Raw genomic sequence first — 26,693 nt, forward strand, 5'->3', positions numbered from 1 at the left:
CTCAAACATGCATGCGGATCCGCTTCGGTTCGCCGCCGTGGAAGCTCACCGCGCCGTGGCTGGTGACGAGCGCCGCGCCGCCCTCGGCGATGTGCGTTTCCAGCAGCCGGTTGACCAGCGCGATGCCTGCGCGGTCCAGGTTCGCGTACGGCTCGTCCAGCAACCACAGGGCCGCCGGCAGCAGCAACAACCGCGCCAGTGCGGCGCGCTTCTTCTGGCCCGCGGACAAGCGACGTACGGGTTCGTCCTCGTAGCCGGCCAGGCCGACCTCGCCCAGCACGGACGCCGCGCTGCGGCCCTCGCGCGTGCCATGCAGGCCGGCGACGATGTGCAGGTTCTCGCGCGGGCTCATGTCCATCTTCAGGCCGAGCTGATGGCCCAGGAACAGCACCTCGCTCGCGCAGGCGTCGCGGCTCCAGCGCTGTCCGCGCCACTGAAGTTCGCCCTCGCCGATGTGCAGCAGGCCGGCCAGCAGGCGCAGCAGGGTGGTCTTGCCGCTCCCGTTGTCGCCTTCGACCAGCGCCAGTTCGCCTGCGTGCAGGGCGAAATCCAGCGGGCCGAACACCGGCTCGTCGGCGCGCAGAAAGGACAGGCCCCGCGCTTGCAGCAGCGGGATGGCGTGGGCGGAGGTCATCCCGGGGATTGTCCGCAATGCGTGCGTAACTTGTCCATGCGGTGTGGAGGCGCACCCGGGAAGGCTTGGGGAAGGCCCCGGACGCTGATTGGGCCTTCCCCCGCCTGCGGGGGAAGGCGCCGAAAGGCGGATGGGAGCGCCTTGCCGGAAGGTCGCAATCAGCCCAACTGCAACTCCGCAACCCCCGCCCCGTGCCCGAACAGCCAGGCGTTCTGTCCGTACCGGTCGCCCAGGCGCTCCAGCGCCTCCGGGCCGATGCCCACGATCCAGAAGCTCGGTTCGCGCCAGCCATCGGTGCCCATGCCCAGTGCCGGATGGACCTCGAGCGAGGCATCGGCCCGCAGGTCGGCTAGCAGGCGCCGTTCGGCCGCGCGGTTCACCGTCGGCGGCAGTGGCCTGGAACGCGGGTTCCATGCGGTGAAAAAGCCCCAGTCGCGGTTGCCGGCCAGCGGTCGTAATGCGACCGGCAACGGCTCGCCGATCCGGATGGTGGCGGCGCCGCCCGAGCGCAGGCGCACGCGATAGGCGCTGCGGCAGTAGGCTTTCAGCAGTTCCTCATCCATGGCGCAGCGGCGGCAGGGGCGGCAGCGTGGCTTTGAGGGTGGCCACGGCGGCGTCCAGGTCGACCGAGGCCACATCGTTGGAATCGCGCAGCAACTGCTCCAGCAGCACATCCTGCGCACGTCCACGCTCGAGCGCGTAGGCGTAGGGCAGGTGGGTGAAGGTAACCATGCGGTAGCGCGCCATGAAGTGCTCCGGCGCCCGCGCAGCCAGGCGCGAGGCAAGTTCGCGCTTGGCCAGATAGCGGGGATCGGCTACCGAATCGCGCATTTCGACGTAGTTTTCCAATGCCATGGCGGCGATCGCGTCGGCGTTGGGCTGGCGGATGCGCTGGAACTCGGCGAAGGCTTCGGCCGGACCGTTGCCCTCCAGCAGCTCGGCCAACACCACCGTGTCCTCGAATCCGCAGTTCATGCCCTGGCCGTGGAAAGGCACGATGGCGTGGGCAGCGTCACCCACCAGCAACGCGCGGCCGCCGAGGTGCCAGCGCTCCAGGTAAAGCGTGGCAAGCGTGCCCACCGGATGGGCGTCGTAATCGTCGGCGAAGCTGGGCAGCAGGGGCAGCAGATCCGCGAAATCGTCCTGGAAGAACGCCTCGGCCGCGCGCGCATCCGGCACCGTGGCGAAGCTCGGGTGCGGTCCTCGAGTGGGCAGGAACAAGGTGACGGTGAAACTGCCCTCGGTGTTGGGCAAGGCGATGCACATGTAGCCGCCACGGGGCCAGATGTGCAGCGCGTTGGGCTCGATGGCGTACTGGTCGTGGCCGCCACTGTCGCGCAGCAGCGCGTGCGGCAACCGGGAAGCGGGCGGGATTTCCAGTTCCTTGTAGCCATGCCCCAGCCACTCGGTGCGCTCGCCCAGCGGGTGGTGGGCATTCATCGCCATGCGCAGCGCGGAGCCCGCGCCGTCGGCGCCGATCACTACCGGAGCATCGAGCTCACGTTCGATGCCATCGAGATCGGCCACGCGGATGCGGCCGGCATCGAAATCGGCCGAAACCAGGCCTTGGCCGAAATGGAAACGCACGCCAGCCGCCTCGGCGGCGTCCAGCAGCAGCATGTTGAGCCCGCCACGGGAGACCGACCAGATCACCTCGCTGTCGTCCACGCCGTAGCGCTGCAGGCCGCTGCGGCCGTCCGTGGTGTGCACCATTCGACCGCGCATCATTACGGCGTGCTGCAGGACGTCTTCAGCCAGCCCCGCACTGCGCAACGCCTGCAGGCCGCGTTCGGCCAGGGCCAGGTTGATCGAGCGACCGCCGAGGAAGCCGGCGACGCGCGGGTCGGGGCGCTTCTCGAACACATCCACGGCGAAACCGCGGCGCGCCAGCTGCTGGGCCAGCAGCGCGCCGACCAGGCCGCCGCCAATCAGGGTGAGGGAAGGTTTGCTGCTCATGGGCGATCCGTTGCGGGCATCGCCGAACTGTTCCGCAAGCGGCGCGGGGTTGCAATGGCTCGCTTCCCCTCCCCCGAGAAAGGGCTGGGTGCGGCGCGCCTTTTGGCTCCCTCTCCCCTCCGGGGAGAGGGTTGGGGTGAGGGGCAAGTCTTGGAAGAAGGTGGTCAAAACGAGGTTGTCGATCGACAACCCTGGAGCGATGGCTCCCCGCGAACCCCGGCCCCTCATCCCAACCGTCTCCCCGGAGGGGAGAAGGTGCGAATGTCGTCCCGGCGGACGGCAATTTATCTGATAAGAGCTGGCTCAGCCCTTGCGGGTCTTGTTCGGCGGCGTCTGCGCGGCGGCGTCCAGGAAGCCGCGCTGCATGGTCTTCCAGGCATCCAGGTTGCGCTCGGTGAGCTCGTTGAGCATCGACCAGGGCGTTTGTCCCATCAGGCTGTTGAGCTGGGCGCGGAACTGCTGCTGCTGGTCGAGGAAGACCTGCAGGCTGCGCTCCAGATAAGGGCCCATGAACCCCTGCAACGAATCACCGTAAAAACGGATGATCTGGCTGAGCAGTTGGGGAGAGAGCATCGGCTGCCCCTTCTCCTCGTGCTCGGAGATGATCTGCAGAAGCACCGAGCGGGTCAGGTCCTCGCCGCTCTTGGCATCGCGGACCTCGAAAGTTTCGCCGTCCAGTACCAGCTGACGGACTTCTTCCAGCGTGATGTAGCTGGAAATCTCCGTGTCGTAGAGCCGGCGGTTCGGATACTTCTTGATGATGCGCAGTTTTTGTGCCATGCGGCACACGCTAGCAGAACGTATTGCGCTGCACCAGACATCCATGCTGCACCCGCCGGTGCAGCAAAGAAACCCATGCCGCTACGCGTCAATGGCCTACCGCACCGCCCGCGCTGCCGAACGGCGGCCGGGCGAACCACAGGATCGGGATCAGCAGAACGAACAGCACCGCGCAGGCGAGGAATACGTCGTTCACCGCCAAAGTCAGCGATTCGCGGGTGACCAGCTGGTTAAGCAGACCGAGGCCCTGCGTGTGCGACATGCCCATGTGCGTTGCCTGCTGCAGAAAGCCGGTGGCGGCCGTGTGCGTGGTATCGATGTTTTCGGTCAGCGTGGCGTGGTGGGTTTCGCCGCGGTGCTGCCACAGCGTCACCGTCACCGCGGTGGAGATGCTCGACCCCATCGTGCGGCAGAAGTTGGACAGGCCGGTGGCGCTGGCGATCTGCTCCGGCGGCAGGCCGGAGAGGTAGATCTGGTTGAGGGGGATGAAGAAGCAGGGAATGGCAATGCCCATCACGAAGCGCGGCCATACCAGTGATGAGAACGAGGCCAGGCTGTTGAACGTGGAGAACCAGTAGGACGTGATCGCAAACACGATGAAGGAGAACGTCACCACGCCGCGCAGGTCGAGCCGGTGCATATTGCGGCCCAATATGGGCGCCATCAGGAAGGCCAGCACGCCCACCGGCGCGGTGGCCAGACCTGCCCAGGTGGCGGTGTAGTTGAGCGTCACCTGCAGCCACAGCGGGAACACCACGTTGATGCCGAAGAAGGCGAACATGCCGAGCGTCAGGGCAATGACGCCGACGGTGAAGTTGCGCTCCTTGAACAGCGCCAGGTCCACGACCGGGTGCTTGGCATGCAGTTCCCACACGATCAGGAAGGTGAGGCAGACCAGCGCGATGATCCCGAGCGTGGTGATCATCGGCGAGGCGAACCAGTCGTGGTCGTTGCCGTTGTCCAGCATGAACTGCAGCGCGCCCACGCCGATCACCAGCAGTCCCAGCCCGACCGCGTCGATCGGCGTCTTGGCGGTCTTCGTCTCGCGCTTGTGCAGCAGGCCCCAGGTGATCACCGCCGCGGCCAGGCCCACCGGCAGGTTGATGTAGAAGATCCACGGCCATGAGAAGTTGTCGGTCAACCAGCCGCCCAGGATCGGGCCGAAGATCGGCGCGACCACCACGGTCATCGCCCACAGCGCCAGCGCGATCCCTTGCTTGGCTTTGGGATAGCTGGACAGCAACAGCGTGAGCGAAAGCGCCACCATCGGGCCGGAACCGGCGCCCTGCAGCAGGCGCGCGATCACCAGCAGCGGCATCGAGGTCGCCAGTCCGCACACCATCGAGAAGGTGACGAACAGCAGCACCGACACGACGAAGCTGCGCACCTCGCCGAATCGCCGCGCGATCCAGCCCGTCAACGGCTGCATGATCGCGCTGGCCAGCGCATAGGAGCTGATCGTCCAGGTGCCTTCGCTCGGGCTCACGCCCAGGCTGCCGGCGATGTGCGGCACGGCTACGTTGACGATGGTCATGTCCAGCACTTCCATGAAAGTGCTGAACGCGACGGCGATGGTGAGCAGTACCAGCGCGCTGCCGTGGAGGGGCGGCAGCGGCTTGGTGTCGTTGGGCGTGGCGGCCATGGGGCGGGGCCTTCAGGTTATTTGGCGGCGCGGGGCAGGTTGGCCTGGATGATGTGCCGGGCTTCGTCATCGGCCTTGTCCATCAGGCGGTCGTACACGCCCGTCTCGGCAACAGGCTGTTGCGCCGGCGCCTGCGCCAGCACTGGGCCGCGATCGTCGGAGATGTCCACGGTCACATCGGTCGACAGGCCCACGCGCAGCGGATGCTTGTCCAGCTCCTTGTTGTTCAGGGCGATGCGCACCGGCACGCGCTGCACCACCTTGATCCAGTTGCCGGTGGCGTTTTGCGCCGGCAGCAGCGAGAAGGCGCTGCCGGTGCCGGCGCCCAGGCCGACCACCTTGCCGTGATACTCGACGTCGCCACCATAGATGTCGGCCTCGACGGTCGCGGGCTGGCCGATACGGATGTGCTGCAACTGGCCTTCCTTGAAGTTGGCGTCGATCCACAGATCGTGCAGCGGCACCACGGTCATCAGCTGCTGGCCAGGCGCGATGCTGTTGCCCAGCTGCACGCTGCGCTGGGCCACATAGCCGGAGACCGGAGCCAGAATCGCGTTGCGCTGCGCGGCGATCCAGGCGGCGCGGAAATTGGCGCGGGCCTGCAACACGGATGGGTTCTCGGCCACATCCGTACCCTCGACTGCGGCGTGCGCGGCTGCGGCCTGCGCCTTGGCCGCATCCAGCCCGGCACGCGCCTGCGCCACGCCGTCGCGCAGGTGCTGCACGATCTCGGGCGATTCGGCATGCGCGCCCAGCAGCGGCAAGTGTCGTTTGAGGTCGGCCTCCAGCTTGTCCAGCTCCAGCTTGCGCGCGGTCACCTGCGCATCGGCGCCGCTGGCCGAACTGGTCTGCTGGCGCACGCCGCGCACCGCCTGGGCCAGCGCGCTGCGCGCTTGCGCAAGGCGAACCTGGGCGTCGGTCGGGTCGAGCTTGACCAATACCTGGCCGGCCTCCACGCGCTGTGTGTCGTCGGCCATGATCGCCACCACGGTGCCGGGCACCTGCGCTGAGATCGTCACCTGGTTGCCGCCGACGTAGGCGTTGTCGGTCTTCTCGCGGTGCGAGAACACGAACAGCCATAGCAGCAACCAGATGAGCGCGACCAGGATGAACACGGCGGCCACGATGATCAGCGCCCGGCGCCGCTTGGCCGGGTTCTTGGCGGCCAGGCCGCTGTCGTTGTCGGCGTGCTTGTCGGCTTCAGTGGCGCTCATGGTCGACTCCGGGGGAAGGGGTGTTGGATGCGGTTTCGGAAGGGGCTTCGCTGCGGTAGCCGCCGCCGAGCGCCTTGATCAGCGCCAGATCGGTGGCCAACGCCTGCGCGTGGAGCTGGGTCTGCGCGTCGCGCTGCTCCAGCAGGACGAGTTCGGCGGCGAGGCTTTCGCGACCATCGCGCACACCCTGGCGCAGGCGCGCCTGGGCGTTGGCGAGCAGGCGCTCGTCCGCGGTCAGTTGCGCCTGTTGCTGCTTACGCTGCGCGGCCAGTTGCTCGGCTCCCAGCGCCTGCGTGGCGACGTCGCGCGCGGCCGCCAGCACCGTGCTGCGGTACTGCGCCACGGCGCTGTCGAGCTGGGCGCGGCTGAGGCCATAGTTCGCCTCGAGTGCGCCGCCTTCGAAGATCGGCAAGTGCAGCGCCGGCGTCACCGCAAAGACGCGGCTGCCGGCGGTGAACAGCTTGCCCATGTCGATGCTGGACAGGCCAGCCAGCGCCGTGAGGCTGAGGTCCGGAAAGAACTGCGCGCGCGCCACGTCGGTCTGCTTGAGGGCCGCCTCGACCTGCCAGCGGCTGGCGGCGATGTCCGGACGACGGGCGACGAGATCGAGGCTGGCGTTGCCGGGAAGCCCCGGGGCGACCGCCGGCAGCGGGCGCGCCGTGAGCTCCGGCAACTGCGCCGGCGCCACGCCCAGCAACGAGGCGAGCACCACGCGATTGATCTTGGCCGCGCCCTCGATCGCGGTGCGCATCTGCCCCAGTTGAGCGAGCTGCGCCCGCGCCTGCTCGGCGGTGTCGGCCAGGTCGACGCCCTGGCGCACGCGCAACTGGGCGATGTGCAGCAGTTGTTCACCGGCGGCGATCGACCTGTCGGCGAGCGCAAGCCGGGCCTGGTCGGCCTGCCAGCCAAAGTAGGTGCTGGCAACGGCATATTGCAGTGCCAGTGCGGCCGCGCTGCGCTGTGCCTCGGCGGCGTGCGCCTGGTCCAGCGCCGCTTCCACCGTCGCCCGCTTCTTGCCCCACCAGTCGAATTCGTACTTCAACTGCACGCCGAGGTCGGCCTGGCTGTACCAGGTGAAGCCGAGGAATTGCGCGGGAATGAGGCCGTGCTCGCTCATGCGCTGGCGCGAATACTGGACGTTGCCGTTGACCGTCAGCCCCATTTGCGCCGCGGCCAGCCGTGCGGACTGCTCGGCGCTCTGTACACGGCTCTGCGCCAGCGCGAGATCCGGCGCCTGGCGCAGGGCGCGGTCCATCAGGTCGTCGAGCTGCGGATCGTCATAGGCATGCCACCACTGCGCATCGGGCCAGCCGGCGCGAATGGCGGTTTCCAGGCCAGCGAGCGGCACGTCGTCGCGAAGTTGCGGCGAGGACAGCTTCGCCGGCGGCGTGGCGCACGCGACCAGCGCCAGCGCGATTGCCGCGGCCAGCGCGGTGCGAAGGCGGAGCAGGGCAGGTTTCATGGAACGTCCTTCGGGGAGGGGGTCTCGTCCAGCTGATCGAGGTTGTCGGCGAGCTTGCGCAGCAGGCGGCTGAAACTGCGCTTGTCGGCCTCGTTGAAGCCGACGAATGCCGCGCTGACGCGCGGGAACAGCGGCGGCAGCAGCTTCTGCACGAAGCGCCGCCCGGCAGGGGTGATACGGATGACCACGCGGCGGCGGTCTTCCTCGCTGGCGCCACGCGTGATCAGCCTGCGCTTGACCAGCGCGTTGGCGATGCGGGTCATGTTGGTCGCGCCCTGCGAGGTGTATTCGCAGAGCTCGCCCGGCGTGGAACTGCCGTCGGGGCGGCTGTACAGGATCATCAGCGTGAGGAAATCGCTGTGGTTGATCTTGTTGGGTTTGAGCGCCTCTTCCACGGCTTCGTCGAAGGCATGGCCGACCATGAGCAGCAGACGGGTCAGGCGCGCTTCGGTTGCTGGCATGTCGGGGATGACCTGGCTCACGCGGCCGATCCCCTCGTCCATCATTGCGATGCAGTCGCCCAGACGTGCCATTTCACCAGCTCATATTTCACCAGTGAACAAAAATAGCGCGGGCGCGAAAGACAGGCAAGTGCCGGTAGCGCCGTGGAATGGACCCTTCGCGCGCGCACAAGGTGCGCTTCTACAACAACGCCGAGGGCGGGAGGCCGAACAGGCGGCAGGCGTTCGCCGTAGTGGCAGCGGCAACGGCCTCGGGTGTCTCGCCGCGCAGCTCGGCAATCGCCTGCAGCGTTTCCAGCATGCGAACCGGCTCGTTGCGCGTGCCCTGGCGCCCTGCGTTCGGCTGGTCGGGCGCGTCCGTTTCCAGTAACAGGCAATCGATCGGCATGTCCGAGACCAGGCGTCGCAGTCGCTTGGCGCGGGGGTAGGTGATCGGGCCGCCGATGCCGAGCATGAAACCCATTTCGTAGAGCCGCTCGGCCTGCTGCTCGCTGCCCGCGAAACTGTGCACGACGCCACGAAGGGCGGGGAATCGCCGCAAGGCGAGCACGACCTCCTCGACCGCACGACGGGCGTGCACGATCACCGGCAAGCCAAGCTCCCCGGCCAGCGCCAATTGTTCCTCGAAGTAATGCTGCTGAACGTCGCGGTCGAGTTCCTCCACGTAGAAGTCCAGCCCGATCTCGCCCAGCGCGACGGCGGTGCTGTGACCGAGGCGCTCGCGCAACAGTCGCAGATGCTCGGGACGGTGCCGCGAGAGGAACAGCGGATGCAGGCCGTAGGCCGGATAGAGTCCCTCGTGGCCTTGGCACAAGGCGTCGATGCGCGGCCAGCTCTCGGCGTCGATGCCCGGCACGATCATCTGCCGCACGCCCGCAGCGGCAGCGCACGCGAGGACCTGCGCGCGGTCGGTGTCGAAACTGGCGTCGTCGATGTGCACGTGGCTGTCGACCAGCCAGGGGCCGGGCCGGGACAGAGGCGGATGTGAGTGTTCCGTCACGCGTTCGTCACCTGGGTTGCGCGTAGGGAGGAATGTCTAGGCCGGATTCAGTATGGCGAAGGTTCAATGGTTCCGCAGGTGAATGGTGGACGCATGGCGCGCCCGCCACGCCGCAATGAAACGAAGGAGATGCAAGTCATGAACAGGTTGATGGTCAATGCGCTTCAGGTGGGAATCGCGGCATCGCTCGCGATGGGCATTTCGGCTTGCAACCGTGACGCCAGTGCCGATGCCGGCCTGGCCAACGCCCAGTCCAGCGCCACGGCCGCGGACAACGGTGTCAAGTACGCGCGCGTGGTGAGCGTGGACCCGGTGCGCAAGACGGTGAACAATCCCCACCAGGTTTGTCACGACGAAGCGGTCACGCACAGCGAACCGCCCAAGGACCAGCATCAGATCGCCGGCACGGCAATCGGTGCGGTCGCCGGTGGCCTGCTCGGCCACCAGGTCGGCGGCGGCAAGGGCAAGACCCTTGCAACGGTGGCTGGCGCGGTCGCGGGTGGCTATGCCGGCAAGAAGATCCAGGAGAAGCGCCAGCAGCCGACCGTCACCACGACGACCGAGCGCAAGTGCGAGACGGTCAACGACAGCAGCACCAAGGTGGTCGGTTACAACGTGCGCTACGAGTACAACGGCGTCACCCGCACGGTGCGGATGGACCACGACCCGGGCGATCGCGTCCAGGTGCAGGAAGGCGTCGTTGCCGTTTCGGACGCGCATTGATGGTCTGACGTTCCCTACGCGGTCCATGGACGGACCGTTCGCGATCATCGACTCAACCCCACATCGAGGAGTCGCGCCATGACGTTCAACCGATCCCGCAATCTCGCTCTCGCCACCGCTCTGGCGGGCAGCCTCGCCCTTGGTGGCTGCGCCACCGGGCCAGGCAACAATGGCGGTTACAACAACGGTGGCTACCAGAGTTCCGGCTACGGCAGCACGCGCTGCCAGAGCTGCGGAGTGGTGCAGGATATCCAGCAGGTCTACGTGGAGGATGGCGGCCATGGCACCCTGGGCGCGGTCATCGGCGCGGTGGCCGGCGGCGTGCTGGGCAACCAGGTGGGCAAGGGCAACGGCCGCAAGGCCGCCACTGTTGCCGGTGCAGTGGCCGGCGGCGTGGTAGGCAACCAGGTCGGCAAGCGCAGTGGTAACGGCGAGGTTCCGGCTTGGCGGGTCACGGTGCGCCTGGATAACGGGCAGTACGCCACGGTGACACAGAAGGAAGATCCTGGCCTTCGCGTGGGCGACTACGCACAGGTTCGGGGTGACCACGTTTACGCCATGTAGCCTGCGGACGTATAAGCGTCCAAAAAAGAAAGGCCCTCTCGCGAGGGCCTTTTTGCTGCCGGAAACCTTTCAGTTGACCGCGTAGAAGCGATGCTCGCCGATCGTGGTGCTGGTGTGGTTGAGCGACCAGGCCGGCGCGATAGCCACAGTGGCGAAGTGATCCGCATGTGGTACGAGCAACTGGCGCTGGGCCAGCGGCAGGGCCCAGTTGTCCATCGAATAGCCGGCAACCTTCCAGGCCTTGGTGAAGGCTTTGAAGTTCGTGATGTCGTAGGAGCCGGGCGTGGCGGTGATGGCGAACTGATGCGGCGCGGCAACCACCTTGCAGACAGTGTCGCCCCAGCGGCCGCGTTCGCGGCGGCGCAGAGCGACTTCCGCGACAGCGAGCTGACCGATGGTCGACTCGCTGCGTGCCTCCAGATACACGGTCGTCGCCAGGCAGGCCTGGTCGGCGATCGGCTGGGGCAGTACGGACGTCAGCCACAACAGCATGGAAAGTTTCATTGTCTGCCTCCAGCGTGCTGTACGCGCGGGATGAAACTTCCATCTCGAGCGCCGTTGCGGTGGACGGGCGGGCAGGCCGTTACCACCTGGATTGATCGCCGCGACCGAAACAGGAGTCGCGACGCTTTGCCACGGGAGTGTGGCGTTGGAGCCGGCTGGTCCGGAGCCGGCGTGATCGTTTGCGCGCGCACTGTCAATCGCGACCGGCTGCGGTCTGCGCGATTGCGGCTGCTGCTTGGATTGTTTCCGCCTACAGCGGTGGTTCCATCCGGCAATCTTTCTGCCGGGTCGCGCCGATCCGGACCCCTCCGGTTCGTCGCGTGCAGATGCCCGTGAGCGATGGGCATCATTCTTGATTCGGCGGGAGCGTAGTGGCGGTGATGCCTGCTGGCAAGTGCCGGATCGGAGCAATTTAAAGTTGGCTCACGTTCATCCAGTAAGCATCGCGAGCGGGTGAAGAACGAAAATCATTGTGAGGGTGCATCGCGTGAACGAGGTGTGCATTGCGTTGCACCCGATCGATGCATTGATGCGGTCGAAGCCATCGTTCATGCATGGAAAGTTCACGGCGTAACTCGGAAGGCGGACGCGACACCGCGGACTTGCCGGTTGCGCGAGTGCACGCTACTCGGCTGCATCATGAAAGATGACGCCGAGCGTGTGGCGCGCACCGCCGCGCAGTTTGCTCACGCCGTGCCGCAGGTTCACCCGATATGAGCCGCGGGCGCCCTGCATGGGACGATGGTGGACCGCGAATATCACGGCATCGCCCTGTGCGAGCGGTACCACTTCGGCACGCGACTGCATGCGCGGGCGCTGCTCGGTCAGTACGAACTCGCCTCCGCTGAAATCGATGCCGGGCGCAGACAGGAGCACGGCGACCTGCAGCGGGAAGACGTGTTCGCCATACAGGTCCTGGTGCAGGCAGTTGTAGTCGCCTGACCGGTAGCGCAGCAGCAACGGCGTGGGCCGCACCTGACCGGCCGCGTGGCAGCGCGCCAGATAGTCGGCATGAGCCGGCGGATAGCGCACATCTATCCCCATCGCTTCGTTCCACCGGTTGGCCAGCGGCACCAGCCGGGGATAGATGCCGGTGCGCAGCGCCTCGACCTGCGCGGGCAGGGGATAGGCAAAGTACTGGTATTCGCCCTGGCCGAAGCCGTGCCGCGCCATCACGACCCGGCTGCGGAAGTGTTCGCGATGGCAATAAAGCTCAGTCAGTTCGCGGCAGATTTGCGGTGCCAGCAGGGCAGGCAACTCGGCGTGGCCATGCGCGTCGAGCGCGGCGTGGACGGCCGGCCAGTCGATGGCGTGAAACGCGTCGGCGCGAGGGTCGCTGGAGGGCGGGTCGTCGGTCATGCCCTCAGGATTGCCCGTTGCGTGTTCCGGCGCCCTCCGCATCTTGCGCTTCCTCCTCGGCCTCGTCGCCGCGCACCTGGGCGTGGCTGATGAGCGCGAAGATGCAGCTTCCGCCGACGATGTTGCCGGCCAGCGTCGGCAGCGCGAACTGCGTGGCGAACTCCTCGATGGATAGTCCACCGGTGAACACCAGGTAGAACGTCTCCACCGATCCCACGATGATGTGGGTGAAGCCGCCCAGCGCGATCAGGTAGGTGGTAAGCACGATTACGGCGATCTTCGCGTGCTCCGCCGCCGGCAACAGCCATACCATCGTGGCGATCAGCCAGCCGGCAACGATGCCCTTGGTGAACATCTGCCATGGCGTGTTGCCCATGACCTCGGCACCGATGGCCGACAGGGCCGTCCGGGTACCCTCGTCGAACAACTGCATGTGCACGATGCCGTAAGCGAACAGCGCGGTGCCGATCAGGTTGCCCGCGAACACCACCGACCACAGCCGCAGCAGCGACCCGAGCTTGCGCAGGTTCGGATGCGTCATCAGCGGCAGTACCGCGGTCATCGTGTTCTCGGTGAACAACTGCTGCCGCGCCAGGATCACCACCAGGAAGCCGAACGGGTAACCCAGGCTCTCGACGAGAAAGGCGCCCGGCACGCCTTCCAGGTGCCGGTGCAACAGGCCGCGGGCCAGCATCGAGAAGCCCATCGACAGCCCGGCCGCCAGCGCGGAGAGGCTCAGGGCGAGGAGGCCCCGGCTGAGTTCCTCCTCGCCTTCCAGGCGGATCGTTTCGTGCAGCACGGCCACGCGTGGAGGGCGTTTCTGCTCGACTTCGCCCCTCTCTTCGCGCGAGAGCGAGAAACCGTCGCGGGCGTCGACTTCGTTCGGATCTTCCGCGGCGCTGGCGCGCTGGCGTCCGGTTGGTTGGGGCATGCAGTGGTCCTCCGACGGCCACGGCACGCTACGACGGCTTCCGTATGCGAAGCGTCGCTTCAGGCGGGCACGTCGACCAGCACCAGTTCGGCATCCTCGAGTGCGGTCACGCGCAACGACGGTTCGCTCTTGATCGCTGCGCCGTCCCGCGCATCGAGCCGCACGCCGTTGACCTCCACGGCACCCTTGGCCGGCACCAGATAGGCATGCCGGCTGCCGCCCAGCGGATAGTCCGCCTGTTCGCCCGCGCGGAGCGTCGCGCCGAGCACGCGGGCCTGCGCACGCAGCGGCAGCGCGTCGGCGTCCCCGGGGAAGCCGCTGGCCAGCGCCACGAAGCGGCCGGCCCGCTCCCCGGTGGGGAAGGGCCGCGCGCCCCATGCCGGCGCGCCGCCCGGTCGGTCGGGGATGATCCAGATCTGGAAAATGCGGGTGGTTTCGGCCTCCAGGTTGTACTCGGCATGCGTGATGCCGGTGCCCGCGCTCATCACCTGCACGTCGCCGGCAACGGTGCGGCCCTCGTTGCCGAGGTTGTCGCGATGGCTGATCGCACCCTCGCGCACGTAGGTGATGATTTCCATGTCCGCGTGCGGGTGCGGCGGAAAGCCGCTGCGCGGGGCGATGGTGTCGTCGTTCCACACACGCAGCGCGCCCCAGCCCATGCGGGCGGGATCGTGGTAGCCGGCGAAGGAAAAGTGGTGCTTGGCGTCGAGCCAGCCATGGTTGGCGCCACCCAAGGTGTCAAAAGCCCTGCGTTCGATCATGTCGACCTCCTGCCGCGCGTGATGCCGGCCAGGCATGCAAGGTAAGGGTGCGCTTCCGGCTGCCAAATGGGCGTGGATTGAACGGATCGTTCGCGGACCGACACCCATTGACCGGGGCGCGGATGCATGGGTTAGGCTAGCGCCGGGGACATCCAGGAGTGCGCGTCATGCGCGGGCGACTTTTGTTGGCTTGGCTGCTGGCCGGCTGCGCGGGTACGTCGTGGGCCGGCCAACTGGTGGTGCGGGTCAGCGATAGTGGCGGACATGCCGTGGGCGACGCGGTGGTGACCGTGACCCCGGCCAACCCTTCGACCGAACCGCCGCCCTCGCCGGTCACCCGCTACGTCGACCAGCGGGACGAGACCTTCATTCCTTACGTGCAGGTGGTCCACCCCGGCGACCGCGTGGTGTTCCGCAACAGCGACGGCACCCGCCACCACGTCTATTCCTTTTCCGAAGCCAAGGCGTTCGAGTTCCTGCTGCGTCCGGGCGAGAGTTCGCCGCCGGTGACGCTGGATCAGCCCGGCCTGGTCGCTGTCGGCTGCAACATCCACGACCACATGATCGCCTACCTGCTGATTACCTCCGGACAGGCCAAGGTGACGCCCTCGCAGGGGCAGGCAGTGTTCGAACAACTGCCGCCGGGGAGTTACACCGTGACGGTATGGCACCCGCAGCTGCGGCCAGGCCAGATGCAGCCGAGCGAAATGACCGTGGTAGGCGAGGGGACGGAGGCGCAGCACGCCGACTTCACCCTCTCGCTTATTCCCGACCCGCGCGGGTTCACCGATCGCGAGCACCTGGACTACTGACCCCATGCGCGCCGTCGTCGGCTTCCGCCTCCGCTTGGCACTGTTCTTCGTCGCCACCCTGGTGACCGTGCAGCTGCTGACGGCCGCGCTGGTCTACGGCGTGACCCGGCGTGCGATGGTCAGCGAGGGCGAACGCCAGCTCGCGGTCAACGCGCAGGCTTTCGTGGCGCAGATGGACGATCTTTCCGCACGCGTGGCCGGCAACGTCGAAGTGATGACGCTGGACTACGCCTTGCGCTCGGCGATCGCCGAACGTGACCACGGCACGGTGTTTTCCGTGCTGCGCAACCACGGCCGCCGGGTAGGCGCCTCGCGCATGCAACTGGTCGGCCTGGACGGGGTGGTCGAGGTGGATACGGCCGACGCGCATGCGAACGGCAAGCGCTTCGCCTTTCCTGATCTTGTCGAGCATGCCTTCGACCGGCGCGTCGCGGCCGTGGTGGCGCTGCAGTCCAAGGCGTACTGGGTGGTGGTGGTGCCCATCTACGCGCCCCAGCCGGTCGGGCTGGTGGTGGTTTACGTACCGCTGGACGACGCGCTGCTGGCGCACCTGCGTGAACTGTCCGCGCTGCCTGGCGATATCGAGCTCGCGGTGCGGCCGGACACGTCGGGCTGGATCGCTGCCGCGCAAGGGCTCAGGCATACCGGACTGGTCGCCAGCCTGGCCGGACAGGATCTGCCGACGAGCCCGGCGGTGCGCCGCATCCAGGGGCACGAGTACCTCGTGCTGGCGCAGCCGCTGAGCCAGGCGCGCAGCAGCGCCCCGGTGGTGGCGGTGCTCGGTTACTCGCTGGGCGACGCCTTGCGGCCGTTCCGCGCGGTGGTGATCGCCTGGGGCTTCCTGCTTGGCCTGGGACTGGTGGTCGGCCTGATCGGCGCGTGGCTGACCGCGCGCAGCGTGTCGCGCCCGGTGGAATCCCTCGCCGGCGCGGCGCGGCGCATCGAGGCGGGCGACTACCGTGCGCTGCCCAGCCTCGGCCGTCGCGACGAACTGGGCGAACTCGCCGCAGCCTTCGGCACCATGGCCGAAGCGGTCCGCCAGCGCGAGGAGCGCATCCGCCAGCAGGCATTGCACGACCAGGTCACCGACCTGCCCAACCGCGTGGCCGCCGAGGCCGCGATCGATCGTGCGCGGGACGCCGGCACGACCCACGGCGCGCTGCTGATGGTCGGTCTCACGCGTGTGCCCGACATCATCAAGACCATGGGCCATGGCCTTTACGACCGCCTGATGCGCGAAGTCGGCATACGCCTGGGGCGCGTGGCCGCCAGGGCCTACCTGGCGCGCGCCACCGATACCCAGTTCGTCGCCTGGCTGCCTGACGCGGACCGCACCGAGGCGGTCGCCGCGGCGCTGCGCATCCTCGATGCGTTGAACGCCTCCTACGTCGAGGCGGACGTGAGCGTCGACACCCTGCCGGCGATTGGCATCGCCATGTACCCGGAGGACGGAGCGCTGGCGTCGGTGCTGCTGCGCCACGGCGAAGTGGCCCAGTTCGCGGCCACCGGCTCGACCCGTCCGCTGGCCTTCTACGACGCGGCAACCGACCCCCATCGCACCGAACGGCTGTCGCTGATGGGCGAGCTGCGCGAGGCGCTCGATCACGATCACCTGCTGCTGCACTACCAGCCCAAGCTCGCGCTGGACACGCGTCGCGTGGACGGCGTCGAGGCGCTGGTGCGCTGGCACCATCCGCGTCGCGGGATCGTGCCGCCGCAGGACTTCATCGGCATGGCCGAGGACACGGGCAACATCCAGCGGCTGACCCGCTGGGCGCTGGCCTCCGGCATTGCCCAGGCGAGCCGCTGGCACGCGCGCGGGCTCGACCTGAATGTGGCGGTGAATCTCTCGGCACGCGATCTGGGGGAACCGGAACTGCCGCTGCGCATCGGGCGTCTGCTCTCCATCCACGGACTTCCGCCCGGCAAGCTGACTGTCGAGATCACCGAGCGCGCCGTGATCGGCGAGCCGGAAACGGCGATCCGCGTGCTGCGGGGGTTGGCCGACCTCGGTGTCGGCATCGCGGTGGACGATTTCGGCGTAGGCCAGTCCGCCTTCGCCTATCTGCGCCACTTGCCGGTGAGCGAACTGAAGATCGACCAGACCTTCGTCCGCCATCTGGCTCGCGACGCCAGCGACCAGACCATCGTGCGCTCGATCGTCGAACTCGGGCATCGCCTCGGCTTCCAGGTCACCGCCGAAGGAGTGGAAGACGAGGGAGCGCTGGAACAACTCGCGGCGATCGGCTGCGACCATGCGCAGGGCTTCTTCATCGCGCGCCCGCTGCCGGCGACGGAACTGGCGGGCTTCGCCTTTGAGCGGGCCGGGGTGGCATGAGTCTCGGCCGCGGCCTTCGCCGGCTTGCCCTGGCCTGCCTGGCCGCGCTGCCGTTGGCGGGCTACGCGCAGGATTTCAGCCTGCACGGCTACGTCGATGGCCGCCTGGTGGCCGCGCCATCCGAGCGCAGCTGGGTCGAGGGCGGGCTCGGCAAGACGCGTTACGGCGGCGGTGGCGTCGAGGCACGCTTCGGCGGCGCCGCGCTGGCCGGCACCGCGCAACTCACGCCCTCGCTGCTCGCCTTCGCCGGCCTACAACTGCAGGATGGCGACCGCGCCGGCATCGACATGCTGGAGGCCTACCTGCGTTGGCGACCGGTATCGACCACGCGCTGGCGCGGGTCGGTGCAGGCTGGCGCGTTCTTTCCGCCGGTCTCGCTGGAGAACGACGCGATCGGCTGGACCAGTCCGTGGACGCTCACGCCTTCGGCGATCAACAGCTGGGTCGGCGAGGAGCTGCGCGCGGTCGGTGCCGAGGGCCGCATCGAGCGGCGCGGCGAGATCGCCAGCTGGGAACTGCGCGGCGCGCTGTTCCAGCGCAACGACCCGGCCGGCAACCTGCTGGCGGTCCGCGGCTGGTCGCTCAGCGACCTGGCCTATGGCATCGGCAGCCGTCTGCGCGAACCCGATGCCTACGTGCGCGACGACGGCGAGGAGCCCCCGATGCGCTACGACCCGTTCCGCCGCATCGGCCACCAATGGGGCAACTACGCCCAGTTGACGTGGCGCGCGCGCGGCTGGGGCCGCCTCAGCCTGATGCACTACGACAACCACGCCGACCCCCAGGCCTGGCAACCCTACGAAGGCGGCGAGCGCCTGTACGCCTGGCGCACCCGCTTCTGGAGCCTGGGCGCCACCGCCGACACCGGGCCGATCACCTGGCTGGCCCAGGCGATGAACGGCGATACCGTGATCGAGCCGGTGCCGAACCTGGTGTTCACTACCCGCTATCGGGCCGCGTACCTGCTGGCCGGCTGGAATCGCGGTGCGTGGCGACCCGCACTACGGCTAGACCACTTCAGTACGCGCGATCTGCCCGAAACCCCGGGACTTCACGAAGGGGAGCACGGCAATGCGGTCACCGCCGCCCTCAACTGGCGTCCCCACGACTGGCTGCGCCTGACGTTCGAGGTGCTGCACATCGACAGCACGCGCACCGCCCGTGCCGATTACGGGTTGCAGCCCCGCATCCGCGGCACCCAGACGCAGCTGAGCGCACGCCTGTTCTACTGAAGGCCGGATTCACGCAGCCGCCGCGTATCCGACCGCCGCGGCGCTTTGCTATCCTTCGCCGTTCTCGCCAGCGCCCGTCCGGGCGCCACAACCACGGCCATACGTTTTCATGATCGAGACCAATCCGATCCATGCGCAGATCGCGGACCTCACCGGCCGCGTCGAGTCGCTTAGGGGGTATCTTTGACTACGCCACCAAGCGCGAGCGCCTCGAAGAAGTAAGCCGCGAGCTGGAAAGTCCCACCGTCTGGGACGATCCGCCACGCGCGCAGGAGTTGGGCCGCGAACGCGCCCGCCTGGATACCGTCGTCACCGGCATCGACGAGCTCACCGCCGGCCTGTCCGACGCGAAGGAACTGCTCGACATGGCTGCCTCCGACGGCGACGAGGACACTGTCCAGTCCGTCGCTGACGACGTGCAGAAACTCGAGGCCCGGGTGGGCAAGCTCGAGTTCCAGCGCATGTTCTCCGGCAAGATGGATTCGAACAACGCCTTCGTCGACATCCAGGCCGGCGCCGGCGGCACCGAGGCGCAGGACTGGGCCGAGATGCTGCTGCGCATGTACCTGCGCTGGGCCGAATCGCGCGGGTGGAAGGTCGAGCTGATGGAAGTGTCCGGCGGCGAAGTGGCGGGCATCAAATCCGCGACTTTCCGCGTCGAGGGCGACTACGCCTATGGCTGGCTCAAGACCGAAATCGGCGTGCACCGCCTCGTGCGCAAAAGCCCGTTCGACTCGGACAACCGCCGCCATACCAGCTTCACCTCCGTGTTCGTCTCGCCCGAAGTCGACGACGACATCGACATCGAGATCAATCCGGCGGACCTGAAGACCGACGTCTACCGTTCCTCCGGCGCCGGCGGCCAGCACGTCAACAAGACCGAGTCGGCCGTGCGCATTACCCACGTCCCCTCAGGCGTGGTGGTGGCCTGCCAGACCGAGCGCAGCCAGCACGCCAACCGCGACCGCGCCATGAAGATGCTGGCGGCCAAGCTGTATGAACTGGAAGTGCAGAAGCGCAACGCCGAGAAGGACGCGCTGGAAGCGAGCAAGTCCGACATCGGCTGGGGCAGCCAGATCCGCAACTACGTGCTCGACCAGAGCCGCATCAAGGACCTGCGCACCGGCGTGGAACGCTCCGACACGCAAAAGGTCCTCGACGGCGATCTGGACGAGTTCATCGAGGCGAGCCTCAAGTCCGGCCTGGATGCGGGCGCCAAGCGCATCGACGCCTGATCCGGACCCCGAGGAGGTGACCGAATGAACGGCAAGACCATCGGCGTGTTCCTGTTTGCCTGCGTCGCGCTGGCCACATTCGGCGCGGCCGCGCAGGACAGCGGCGCCGGCCAGTCGATCAAGCAGGATGCCAAGGCCGTCGGCCATGGCGTGGCTGATGGCGCACGCGACGTCGGCCATGCCACGCGCGACGTCGCCAGGAAGGTGGGCCACGGCGCGAAAGAGGCGGGCCTGGGCATCGGCCATGGCGCGAAGAAGGCCGGCATCGCCGTCGGCCATGGCGCGCGTGATGGCTGGAACGCCACCAAACATGCGGTCAAGCAGGTGTTCGACTAGCAGAACCGATGCCCGCGACACGTTTCATCGAACCTCACCCATCACGAGACACCCGCTGCCGGCACCGGCCCGCGGCCACGGAACGATCCATGAGCGAAGCCACCGAAAACCTGCCCGTCGACGAGAACAAGCTGATCGCCGAGCGCCGCGAGAAACTCAAGGCGCTGCGCGGGCAGGGCGTGGCCTTTCCGAACGACTTCAAGGTGGACGCCTTCGCCGGCGACCTGCGCAACGAATTCGTCGACCACGACGCCGAGGCTGTCGAAGCGGCCGCACGTCGCGTGAAGATGGCCGGTCGCATCGTGCTAAAGCGCGTGCAGGGCAAGGTGAGCTTCGTGCAGATGCAGGACTTCACCGGCCGCATCCAGCTGTTCATCCACCAGGGCACGGTGGGCGAGGAAACCTACGAGGCGTTCAAGGGCTGGGACGTCGGCGACATCGTCGGCGCCGAGGGCCAGTTGATGCGTACCAAGACCGGGGAACTGTCGGTCAAGGTCGAGACCCTGCGCCTGCTGACCAAGAGCCTGCGCCCGCTGCCGGACAAATTCCACGGCCTGGCCGACGTCGAGCAGCGCTACCGCCAACGCTATGTCGACCTGATCGTGACCGAGGAGGCGCGCCGCACTTTCGCGCTGCGCTCGAGGATCATCGGCTTCATGCGCAAGTGGCTGGAAGCCGAACCGCGCCGCTTCATGGAAGTGGAAACGCCGATGATGCACGTCATCCCCGGTGGCGCCACGGCGCGCCCCTTCGTCACCCACCACAACGCGCTCGACATGAGCCTGTACCTGCGCGTGGCGCCGGAGCTGTACCTCAAGCGCCTGGTCGTGGGCGGCTTCGACCGCGTCTACGAGATCAACCGGAATTTCCGCAACGAGGGCGTGTCGACGCGGCACAACCCCGAGTTCACCATGCTTGAGCTCTACCAGGCCTACGCCACCTACCACGAGATCATGGACCTCACCGAGGCGGTGATCCGCGAGACGGCGCAGAACGTGCTCGGTTCCACCGAGGTGACCTGGGAAGGCGCGCAGATCGACGTCGGTCCGGCGTTCCGCCGCTGGCGCATGGAAGACGCCGTGCTGGAGCACAACCCCGGGATCAAACGCGAGGAACTGCGCGATCGCGAGGCCATGGCGGCGCATGCGAAGCGCCTGGGCGTCCACGTCAAGCCGGGCTACGGCTGGGGCAAGCTGCTACTGGAAATCTTCGAGAAAACCGTCGAGCACACGCTGATCCAGCCGACCTTCATCACCGACCATCCGGTGGAGGTTTCCCCGCTGGCGCGCGAGAGCGATACGGACCCGGGCATCACCGACCGTTTCGAGCTCTTCATCAACGGCAAGGAGATCGCCAACGGGTTCTCCGAGCTCAACGACCCCGAGGACCAGGCCGCGCGCTTCAAGGCGCAGGTCGAGGCCAAGGAATCGGGCGACGACGAGGCCATGCACTTCGACGCCGACTACATCCGCGCGCTGGAAGTCGGCCTGCCGCCGACCGGTGGCCTGGGGATCGGCATCGATCGCCTGGTGATGCTGCTGACCGGCTCGGCCTCGATCCGCGACGTGCTGCTGTTTCCGTACATGCGCCCGGAAGCCTGACCGCCGACCCTTAGCCGTCACGCGGGTAAAGTGTCCGACGGATGGTGCGACGCTACGCAAAGTAGGGCGGCTTCAACCCACCGTTCCCTCGATGATCAGGCATGGTGGGCTGAAGCCCACCCTCGGTCATCGCCGCGCACGGTGGCGTACGCGCCGCCGCAGCAGCGCCATCTGCAGCAGGTTCACGCCGCTCGATCCGGCCCAGTACAGTCCCAGTCCCGCGGCCAGGTGCCAGACCACCAGGAACGACACCACCACCGGCAACCAGTGCAGCAGCGTGCGCGCCTGCTCGGACATCGCCGGATTGAGCAACAGCGCCGCGAAGCTCAACAGGCCCACCACCAGCGCCAGCATCACATCCGGCCGCGCCAGCTTCGGTATCCACAGGAACGATCCGGCCCCCGCGACACCCTGGCGGATCGCCGCATAGATGCCAGCGCCAAGCGGCGCCTGCACCAGCGCAACCAGCAGGCTGCTGCCCAATCCGCCACTGACGCCATGCTCGCGATATAGCGCCTGCATGGCCTCTGCTTTTGCCGCCGGATCGCCGGCGTGGCGCTCATTGAGCCGCGCCAGCTTCGGCTTGAGCGCAAGCAACTGCTGCTGCCGCCACCAGTTCTGCTCTGCGGTCTTCAGCGTCATTGGCAACAGAGCCAGACGCACCAGCAGCGCCAGCACGATCACCGCCAGGCCGTAGCTCCCGTCCAGCCACGTGGCCAGCTGCGCCAGCAGTGATGAAGGTCCATCCACGAACATCGACCACATACCCCTTGCTCCTTGCTTCATGGCGAACCAGCAAGTGGGCGCAGCGTGCCCGGTTTTCAAGCACCCGCGTGCAAGGCAGCGCGCCAGGGGACCGCCAGCCCCGCGACGATCCCGGTGGCAGTCACGCCAACGGACAACGGTGCGGGTCGGCTAAACTTGGCGGTTTCCCGATTGGAGCATCACGCCATGTGGTTTGCCATCGTCGGCACCGACGTCCCCGAGTCGCTGGACAAGCGCAAGAGCGCCCGGCCGGAACATCTGGCGCGGCTCGAGAAGCTTCAGGCCGAAGCCCGCTTGCTGCTGGCCGGCCCGTTCCCCGCCATCCCCTCCGACGACCCGGGCCCGGCCGGCTTCACCGGCAGCCTGATCATTGCCGAATTCCCCTCGCAGGCCGACGCCCAGCGCTGGGCGGATGCCGACCCGTATGTCGCTGCGGGCGTCTACGCCAGTGTCGAGGTCAAACCGTTCCGCAAGACCCTGCCATGAGCGCGATGGTCGAGCAGATCCGCCAGCGCCTTGCCGATGCCTTGGCGCCGGTGGAGCTGGAAGTGCTCGACGAGGGCCACAAGCACGCCGGCCACGCCAACGCCGGCAAGGGCCACTTCCACGTGCGCATCGTCAGTCCGGCCTTTGCCGGCGTGCTGCCGATCAAGCGGCACCGCATGGTGTACGCGGCGCTGGAAGGGCTGATGGATCAGGGCATCCATGCACTCTCGATAGATGCCAAGGACTCATAATTAGCAATTTCAATTAGTTGTATTGTTTCGTTCCAGTCACTTGTCACGCCCGGTTCGCATTGCGACGACGCCCGGCGTTTGGCACAGTGACCTGTCGCCCGATCCACCGCGGGCCGTCCCTACTGTTGAGCCCGCATGCGCCTTACCACGATCAAACTCGCCGGATTCAAGTCCTTCGTCGACCCGACCACGCTGCACCTGCCTACCAACATGACCGGCGTGGTCGGACCGAACGGTTGCGGCAAGTCCAACATCATCGACGCGATCCGCTGGGTGATGGGCGAGAGCGCGGCCAGCCGCCTGCGCGGCGACTCGCTGACCGACGTGATCTTCTCTGGCTCCAACGCGCGCAAGCCGGTGGGGCAGGCGACCGTCGAGCTGATCTTCGACAACGCCGACGGCACCATCCAGGGCGAGTACGCGCAGTACGCGGAGATTTCGGTCAAGCGCCAGGTCACCCGTGACGGACAGTCGTCGTACTTCCTCAATGGCGGTCGATGCCGCCGCCGTGACATCACCGACCTGTTCCTCGGAACCGGCCTGGGGCCGCGCAGCTACTCGATCATCGAGCAGGGCATGATCAGCCAGATCATCGAGGCGCACCCGGAAGAACTGCGCACGCATCTGGAGGAAGCCGCCGGCATCTCCAAGTACAAGGAGCGTCGCAAGGAAACCGAGAGCCGCATCAAGTCCACGCGCGAGAACCTCGACCGCGTCAAGGACGTGCGCGACGAGGTCGACAAGCAGCTGGAGCACCTGAACCGCCAGGCCCGCGCCGCAGAGCGCTGGAAGGCGCTGAAGGAAGAACAGACCCGCAAGGAAGCCGAGCTGCGCGCCCTCGAATACCGCGCTCTCAAGGGCCAGCACGAAGGCGAAGGGCAGGGCCTGTCCGCCGCCGAGATCGAGATCGAGAAGCAGCTTGCCGGGCAGCGTCAGATCGAGGCCCAGCTCGAGTCCGTGCGCGAGCGCCACACCGGCGCCACCGAACACCTCAACGAAGTGCAGGCGGAGGTCTACAAGGTCGGCGCCGAGATAGCCCGCGTCGAACAGCAGGTGCGCTTCAACCGCGAGACCGCCGACCGCCTGCAGCGGACCCAGGCCGAGGCCGAGCGCGAACATGGGGAGCTGTCCGCCCATATCGCCAACGACCGCGAGCAGATCGAAACGCTGCGCATGGCGCTGGCCGAAGGCGAGCCCAGGCTCGAAGCCCTGCAGCAAATGCAGGACGACACCGCTGACGCCGCGCGCAGCACCGAATCCAAACTGGCCGACTGGCAGCAGCGCTGGGACGTCTATACGCGCACCGCCGGCGAGTCCAGCCGCGCCGCCGAAGTCGAGCGCACCAAGCTCAATTACCTCGATCGCCAGGCGATCGACCTGTCCAAGCGCCGCGAAGCGCTGGAAACCGAGCAGAAGGCCACCGACGTGGCCGCATTGGACGCCGCTGCCGAACAGCTGCACATCGAGCACGACACCCAGCGCGAACGTGTCGAATCGCTCGGCAGCCTGCTCGACCAGCACAAGCTCACCCATGAAAAGGTGCTCGACGAGGAGCGCCAGGTGCAGTCCTCGCTCAACGAGGCGCGCCAGCAGTTGCAGAGCGCCCGTGGCCGCCTGGCTTCGCTCGAGGCGTTGCAACACGCCGCGCTGGGCCAGGAAGAGAGCGCCGCCAGCGGTTGGCTTTCCAGTCTTGGCCTGGACAAGGCGCGTCGCCTTGGCGAGGCGCTGCAGGTCGATGCCGGCTGGGAATCGGCCGCCGAAACGGTACTGGCCGGCCTGCTCGATGGCGTGCTGGTCGACAATCCGCTAAGCCTCGCCGGCGACTTTGGCACGCTGGGCGAAGCCGACCTCGCGTTGCTGGCGTCCAGCGAAGGCGGCCAGGGCGCCGAAGGCACGCTGGCGGCCAGGGTGCGCGGTCCGGCCACGGCCATGCAACTGCTCGCACAGGTACGTACCGCCGAGACGCTGGACGAGGCACGCAACCGCGTCGGCTCGCTGGCCGAAAGCCAGTCCATCATCACCCGCAGTGGCGAATGGCTGGCCCCGCAGTGGGCGCGCGTCCGTCGCGCCCAGGGCAACCAGGTCGGCGTGCTGGCGCGCGAGCGCGATATCCGCCTGCTGACCGAACAGATCGAAACGCTCGAAGCGCAGCTGGAGGAATCGGCTGTCCGCCTGGACGAACTGCGCACCGCCAAGTTCGAAGCCGAGCGCGCCCGCGATGACGCCCAGCGCGAGCTGTACAACGCGCACCGTCGCCAGTCCGAACTGGCCGGCCAGCTGCAGAGTCACCGCGGCAAGGTGGAGACTGCCCGCGCCCGTGCCGAGAAGGTGGCCGGCGAGCTGTCCACGCTGATCGAGCAGCTGGACGATCTGCAGGTGCAGACCCGCGAGGCCCGCGCGCGCCTGGACGAGTCGGTCAACCACATGGGCGACCTGGAAGACCAGCGCCGCGAGCTGGAGAACGAGCGCCGCGCGCTGCTCGAAGCGCGAGAGGAAGCCCGCATGAACGCCCGCGAGGCCGCCGACCAGGCCCACGCGCTGGCGCTGTCGATGGAATCGAAGCGCTCCTCGCTCGCCTCGCTCGAACAGGCGCTCGCACGCCTCGACACGCAGCTGCGCCAGGTCGAGGCGCGCCGCAACGAGGTCGCCGAACAGCTGGCCGCCGGTTCCGATCCCATCGCCGAGCTGGAGGCCGAGCGCCAGACCTACCTCGACCAGCGCCTGCTGGTCGACAAACAACTGGTCGAGGCGCGCCGCGCGCTGGAAGACTGCGACATCGAATTCCGCAAGCTGGAACAGCAGCGCCACCTGGCCGAGCAGGGCCTCGCCACGCTGCGCGAAAGCGTCTCGGAAAAGCGCCTGGCCGCGCAGGCCCTGCAGATGCGCGCCGACCAGCTCGCCGAGGCCATCACCGCCTCGGGGCTGGAACTCGAACCGCTGCTGGCCGAGCTGCCCGAGGCCGCCGACGCCAACCAGTGGCGCACGCAGCTGGGCGACCTGGCGCAGAAGATCGTGCGACTGGAACCGGTCAACCTGGCCGCGATCCAGGAACACGCCGAGCAGAGCGAGCGCAAGACCTACCTCGACAACCAGCTCGCCGATCTGGCCAGCGCCATGGAAACGCTGGAAGGCGCGATCAAGAAGATCGACCGCGAGACCCGCCAGCGTTTCAAGGAAACCTTCGACAAGGTCAACGCCGGCGTGCAGGAGCTGTTCCCGCGCCTGTTCGGCGGCGGCCACGCCTACCTGGAACTGACCGGCGACGACCTGCTCAACACCGGCGTGTCGATCATGGCGCGCCCGCCGGGCAAGCGTCCGTCCAACATCTCGCTGCTCTCCGGCGGCGAGAAGGCGCTCACCGCGGTCTCGCTGGTGTTCGCCATCTTCAACCTCAACCCCGCGCCGTTCTGCCTGCTGGACGAGGTGGACGCACCGCTGGACGAAGCCAACGTCGGCCGCTTCTCCAACATGGTCCGCGAAATGAGCGAGAAGGTGCAGTTCATCTTCGTCAGCCACAACAAGGCGACGATGGAAGCAGCCAGCCAACTCTGCGGTGTGACCATGCGCGAGCCGGGCGTTTCGCGCCTGGTGCAGGTGGACCTGGCCGAAGCGGCTAAACTTGCCGGAGCTGCGTGAGGATCCATCG

At 67.5% G+C, this 26,693-nt stretch carries 25 protein-coding genes; 11 read left to right on the forward strand and 14 right to left on the reverse strand.

Annotated features, from left to right (window positions below; all coding sequences use genetic code 11):
• Position 1 precedes the first annotated feature (1 nt).
• The 9 genes from ccmA to ACFWZ1_RS08480 form a co-directional block, all read right to left on the reverse strand.
• On the reverse strand, positions 2-634 hold the full coding sequence (gene ccmA / locus ACFWZ1_RS08440) for a cytochrome c biogenesis heme-transporting ATPase CcmA (protein ID WP_231325518.1): 633 nt from the start codon (positions 632-634) through the stop codon (positions 2-4).
• A gap of 158 nt (positions 635-792) precedes the next feature.
• Complete coding sequence (locus ACFWZ1_RS08445; protein ID WP_439666066.1) at positions 793-1,197, reverse strand: DUF3293 domain-containing protein; 405 nt, start codon at positions 1,195-1,197, stop codon at positions 793-795.
• Positions 1,190-2,590: an FAD-dependent oxidoreductase gene (locus ACFWZ1_RS08450; protein WP_439666067.1), complete on the reverse strand. Its 1,401-nt coding sequence runs from the start codon at positions 2,588-2,590 to the stop codon at positions 1,190-1,192. Before ACFWZ1_RS08450 ends, ACFWZ1_RS08445 begins: the two co-directional genes overlap by 8 nt.
• 303 nt (positions 2,591-2,893) lie before the next feature.
• A complete protein-coding gene (phaR, locus tag ACFWZ1_RS08455; RefSeq protein ID WP_209623227.1) occupies positions 2,894-3,370 on the reverse strand; it encodes a polyhydroxyalkanoate synthesis repressor PhaR in 477 nt (158 codons plus the stop codon).
• 88 nt (positions 3,371-3,458) lie between these two features.
• On the reverse strand, positions 3,459-5,012 hold the full coding sequence (locus ACFWZ1_RS08460) for a DHA2 family efflux MFS transporter permease subunit (RefSeq protein WP_439666068.1): 1,554 nt from the start codon (positions 5,010-5,012) through the stop codon (positions 3,459-3,461).
• Positions 5,013-5,029: 17 nt separating this feature from the next.
• Entirely contained in the window at positions 5,030-6,226 is a 1,197-nt protein-coding gene (locus tag ACFWZ1_RS08465; protein WP_439666069.1) for an HlyD family secretion protein, read from the reverse strand.
• On the reverse strand, positions 6,213-7,688 hold the full coding sequence (locus tag ACFWZ1_RS08470; protein ID WP_439666070.1) for an efflux transporter outer membrane subunit: 1,476 nt from the start codon (positions 7,686-7,688) through the stop codon (positions 6,213-6,215). The genes ACFWZ1_RS08465 and ACFWZ1_RS08470 overlap by 14 nt, the downstream gene beginning before the upstream one ends.
• Positions 7,685-8,221 carry a MarR family winged helix-turn-helix transcriptional regulator gene (locus ACFWZ1_RS08475; RefSeq protein WP_439666071.1) on the reverse strand — a complete coding sequence of 179 codons (537 nt, stop codon included), beginning with the start codon at positions 8,219-8,221 and terminating at the stop codon, positions 7,685-7,687. The genes ACFWZ1_RS08470 and ACFWZ1_RS08475 overlap by 4 nt, the downstream gene beginning before the upstream one ends.
• 109 nt (positions 8,222-8,330) lie before the next feature.
• Entirely contained in the window at positions 8,331-9,149 is an 819-nt protein-coding gene (locus tag ACFWZ1_RS08480) for a TatD family hydrolase (RefSeq protein WP_439666072.1), read from the reverse strand.
• Between the two features lie 138 nt (positions 9,150-9,287).
• On the opposite strand from ACFWZ1_RS08480, the gene ACFWZ1_RS08485 reads away from it, so the two are divergent.
• Positions 9,288-9,872 carry a glycine zipper 2TM domain-containing protein gene (locus ACFWZ1_RS08485; protein ID WP_231325534.1) on the forward strand — a complete coding sequence of 195 codons (585 nt, stop codon included), beginning with the start codon at positions 9,288-9,290 and terminating at the stop codon, positions 9,870-9,872.
• Between the two features lie 78 nt (positions 9,873-9,950).
• Entirely contained in the window at positions 9,951-10,436 is a 486-nt protein-coding gene (locus tag ACFWZ1_RS08490; RefSeq protein WP_231325536.1) for a glycine zipper 2TM domain-containing protein, read from the forward strand.
• A gap of 69 nt (positions 10,437-10,505) precedes the next feature.
• Here the strand turns inward: ACFWZ1_RS08490 and ACFWZ1_RS08495 are convergent, their stop codons facing one another.
• The 4 genes from ACFWZ1_RS08495 to ACFWZ1_RS08510 all read right to left on the reverse strand — a co-directional run bounded on the left by ACFWZ1_RS08495 (position 10,506) and on the right by ACFWZ1_RS08510 (position 13,991).
• Positions 10,506-10,940 carry a cell wall hydrolase gene (locus ACFWZ1_RS08495; protein WP_231325538.1) on the reverse strand — a complete coding sequence of 145 codons (435 nt, stop codon included), beginning with the start codon at positions 10,938-10,940 and terminating at the stop codon, positions 10,506-10,508.
• A 624-nt stretch (positions 10,941-11,564) separates the two neighbouring features.
• Positions 11,565-12,299 carry a 2OG-Fe(II) oxygenase gene (locus ACFWZ1_RS08500; RefSeq protein WP_439666073.1) on the reverse strand — a complete coding sequence of 245 codons (735 nt, stop codon included), beginning with the start codon at positions 12,297-12,299 and terminating at the stop codon, positions 11,565-11,567.
• A 4-nt stretch (positions 12,300-12,303) separates the two neighbouring features.
• Entirely contained in the window at positions 12,304-13,230 is a 927-nt protein-coding gene (locus ACFWZ1_RS08505) for a formate/nitrite transporter family protein (protein ID WP_439666074.1), read from the reverse strand.
• A gap of 59 nt (positions 13,231-13,289) precedes the next feature.
• Positions 13,290-13,991, reverse strand: coding sequence for a pirin family protein (locus ACFWZ1_RS08510; protein ID WP_231325543.1), 702 nt, complete (start codon positions 13,989-13,991; stop codon positions 13,290-13,292).
• A gap of 167 nt (positions 13,992-14,158) precedes the next feature.
• Here ACFWZ1_RS08510 and ACFWZ1_RS08515 point away from each other — a divergent pair, with 167 nt between their 5' ends.
• The 6 genes from ACFWZ1_RS08515 (at position 14,159) to lysS (ending at position 21,545) form a co-directional block, all read left to right on the forward strand.
• A complete protein-coding gene (locus ACFWZ1_RS08515; protein WP_231325545.1) occupies positions 14,159-14,803 on the forward strand; it encodes a methylamine utilization protein in 645 nt (214 codons plus the stop codon).
• Positions 14,804-14,807: 4 nt separating this feature from the next.
• Positions 14,808-17,141: a putative bifunctional diguanylate cyclase/phosphodiesterase gene (locus ACFWZ1_RS08520; protein WP_231325546.1), complete on the forward strand. Its 2,334-nt coding sequence runs from the start codon at positions 14,808-14,810 to the stop codon at positions 17,139-17,141.
• Entirely contained in the window at positions 17,138-18,373 is a 1,236-nt protein-coding gene (locus ACFWZ1_RS08525) for a hypothetical protein (RefSeq protein WP_439666075.1), read from the forward strand. The genes ACFWZ1_RS08520 and ACFWZ1_RS08525 overlap by 4 nt, the downstream gene beginning before the upstream one ends.
• Positions 18,374-18,482: 109 nt before the next feature.
• A protein-coding gene (gene prfB / locus ACFWZ1_RS08530; protein ID WP_231325550.1) for a peptide chain release factor 2 occupies positions 18,483-19,608 on the forward strand; the annotation gives its coding sequence in 2 pieces (ribosomal slippage) (positions 18,483-18,557 and positions 18,559-19,608; 1,125 coding nt in all).
• A 24-nt stretch (positions 19,609-19,632) separates the two neighbouring features.
• On the forward strand, positions 19,633-19,944 hold the full coding sequence (locus ACFWZ1_RS08535; RefSeq protein ID WP_439666076.1) for a hypothetical protein: 312 nt from the start codon (positions 19,633-19,635) through the stop codon (positions 19,942-19,944).
• An 89-nt stretch (positions 19,945-20,033) separates the two neighbouring features.
• Positions 20,034-21,545, forward strand: coding sequence for a lysine--tRNA ligase (gene lysS, locus ACFWZ1_RS08540; protein WP_439666077.1), 1,512 nt, complete (start codon positions 20,034-20,036; stop codon positions 21,543-21,545).
• Positions 21,546-21,671: 126 nt separating this feature from the next.
• Here the strand turns inward: lysS and ACFWZ1_RS08545 are convergent, their stop codons facing one another.
• Entirely contained in the window at positions 21,672-22,310 is a 639-nt protein-coding gene (locus ACFWZ1_RS08545) for a YidC/Oxa1 family membrane protein insertase (RefSeq protein ID WP_439666078.1), read from the reverse strand.
• A gap of 186 nt (positions 22,311-22,496) precedes the next feature.
• On the opposite strand from ACFWZ1_RS08545, the gene ACFWZ1_RS08550 reads away from it, so the two are divergent.
• From ACFWZ1_RS08550 to smc, 3 genes are all read left to right on the forward strand, one after another.
• The gene (locus ACFWZ1_RS08550; protein ID WP_439666079.1) at positions 22,497-22,796 is read left to right on the forward strand and encodes a YciI family protein; all 300 of its coding nucleotides are present in this window, start codon (positions 22,497-22,499) and stop codon (positions 22,794-22,796) included.
• 5 nt (positions 22,797-22,801) lie between these two features.
• Complete coding sequence (locus ACFWZ1_RS08555; RefSeq protein WP_231325968.1) at positions 22,802-23,047, forward strand: BolA family protein; 246 nt, start codon at positions 22,802-22,804, stop codon at positions 23,045-23,047.
• Between the two features lie 135 nt (positions 23,048-23,182).
• Positions 23,183-26,683 carry a chromosome segregation protein SMC gene (gene smc / locus ACFWZ1_RS08560; protein WP_439666080.1) on the forward strand — a complete coding sequence of 1,167 codons (3,501 nt, stop codon included), beginning with the start codon at positions 23,183-23,185 and terminating at the stop codon, positions 26,681-26,683.
• The last annotated feature ends 10 nt before the right edge of the window (positions 26,684-26,693 follow it).

It is taken from the genome of Frateuria sp. GZRe14 (assembly GCF_051900395.1).
GTDB classification, from domain to species: domain Bacteria; phylum Pseudomonadota; class Gammaproteobacteria; order Xanthomonadales; family Rhodanobacteraceae; genus Frateuria_A; species Frateuria_A edaphi.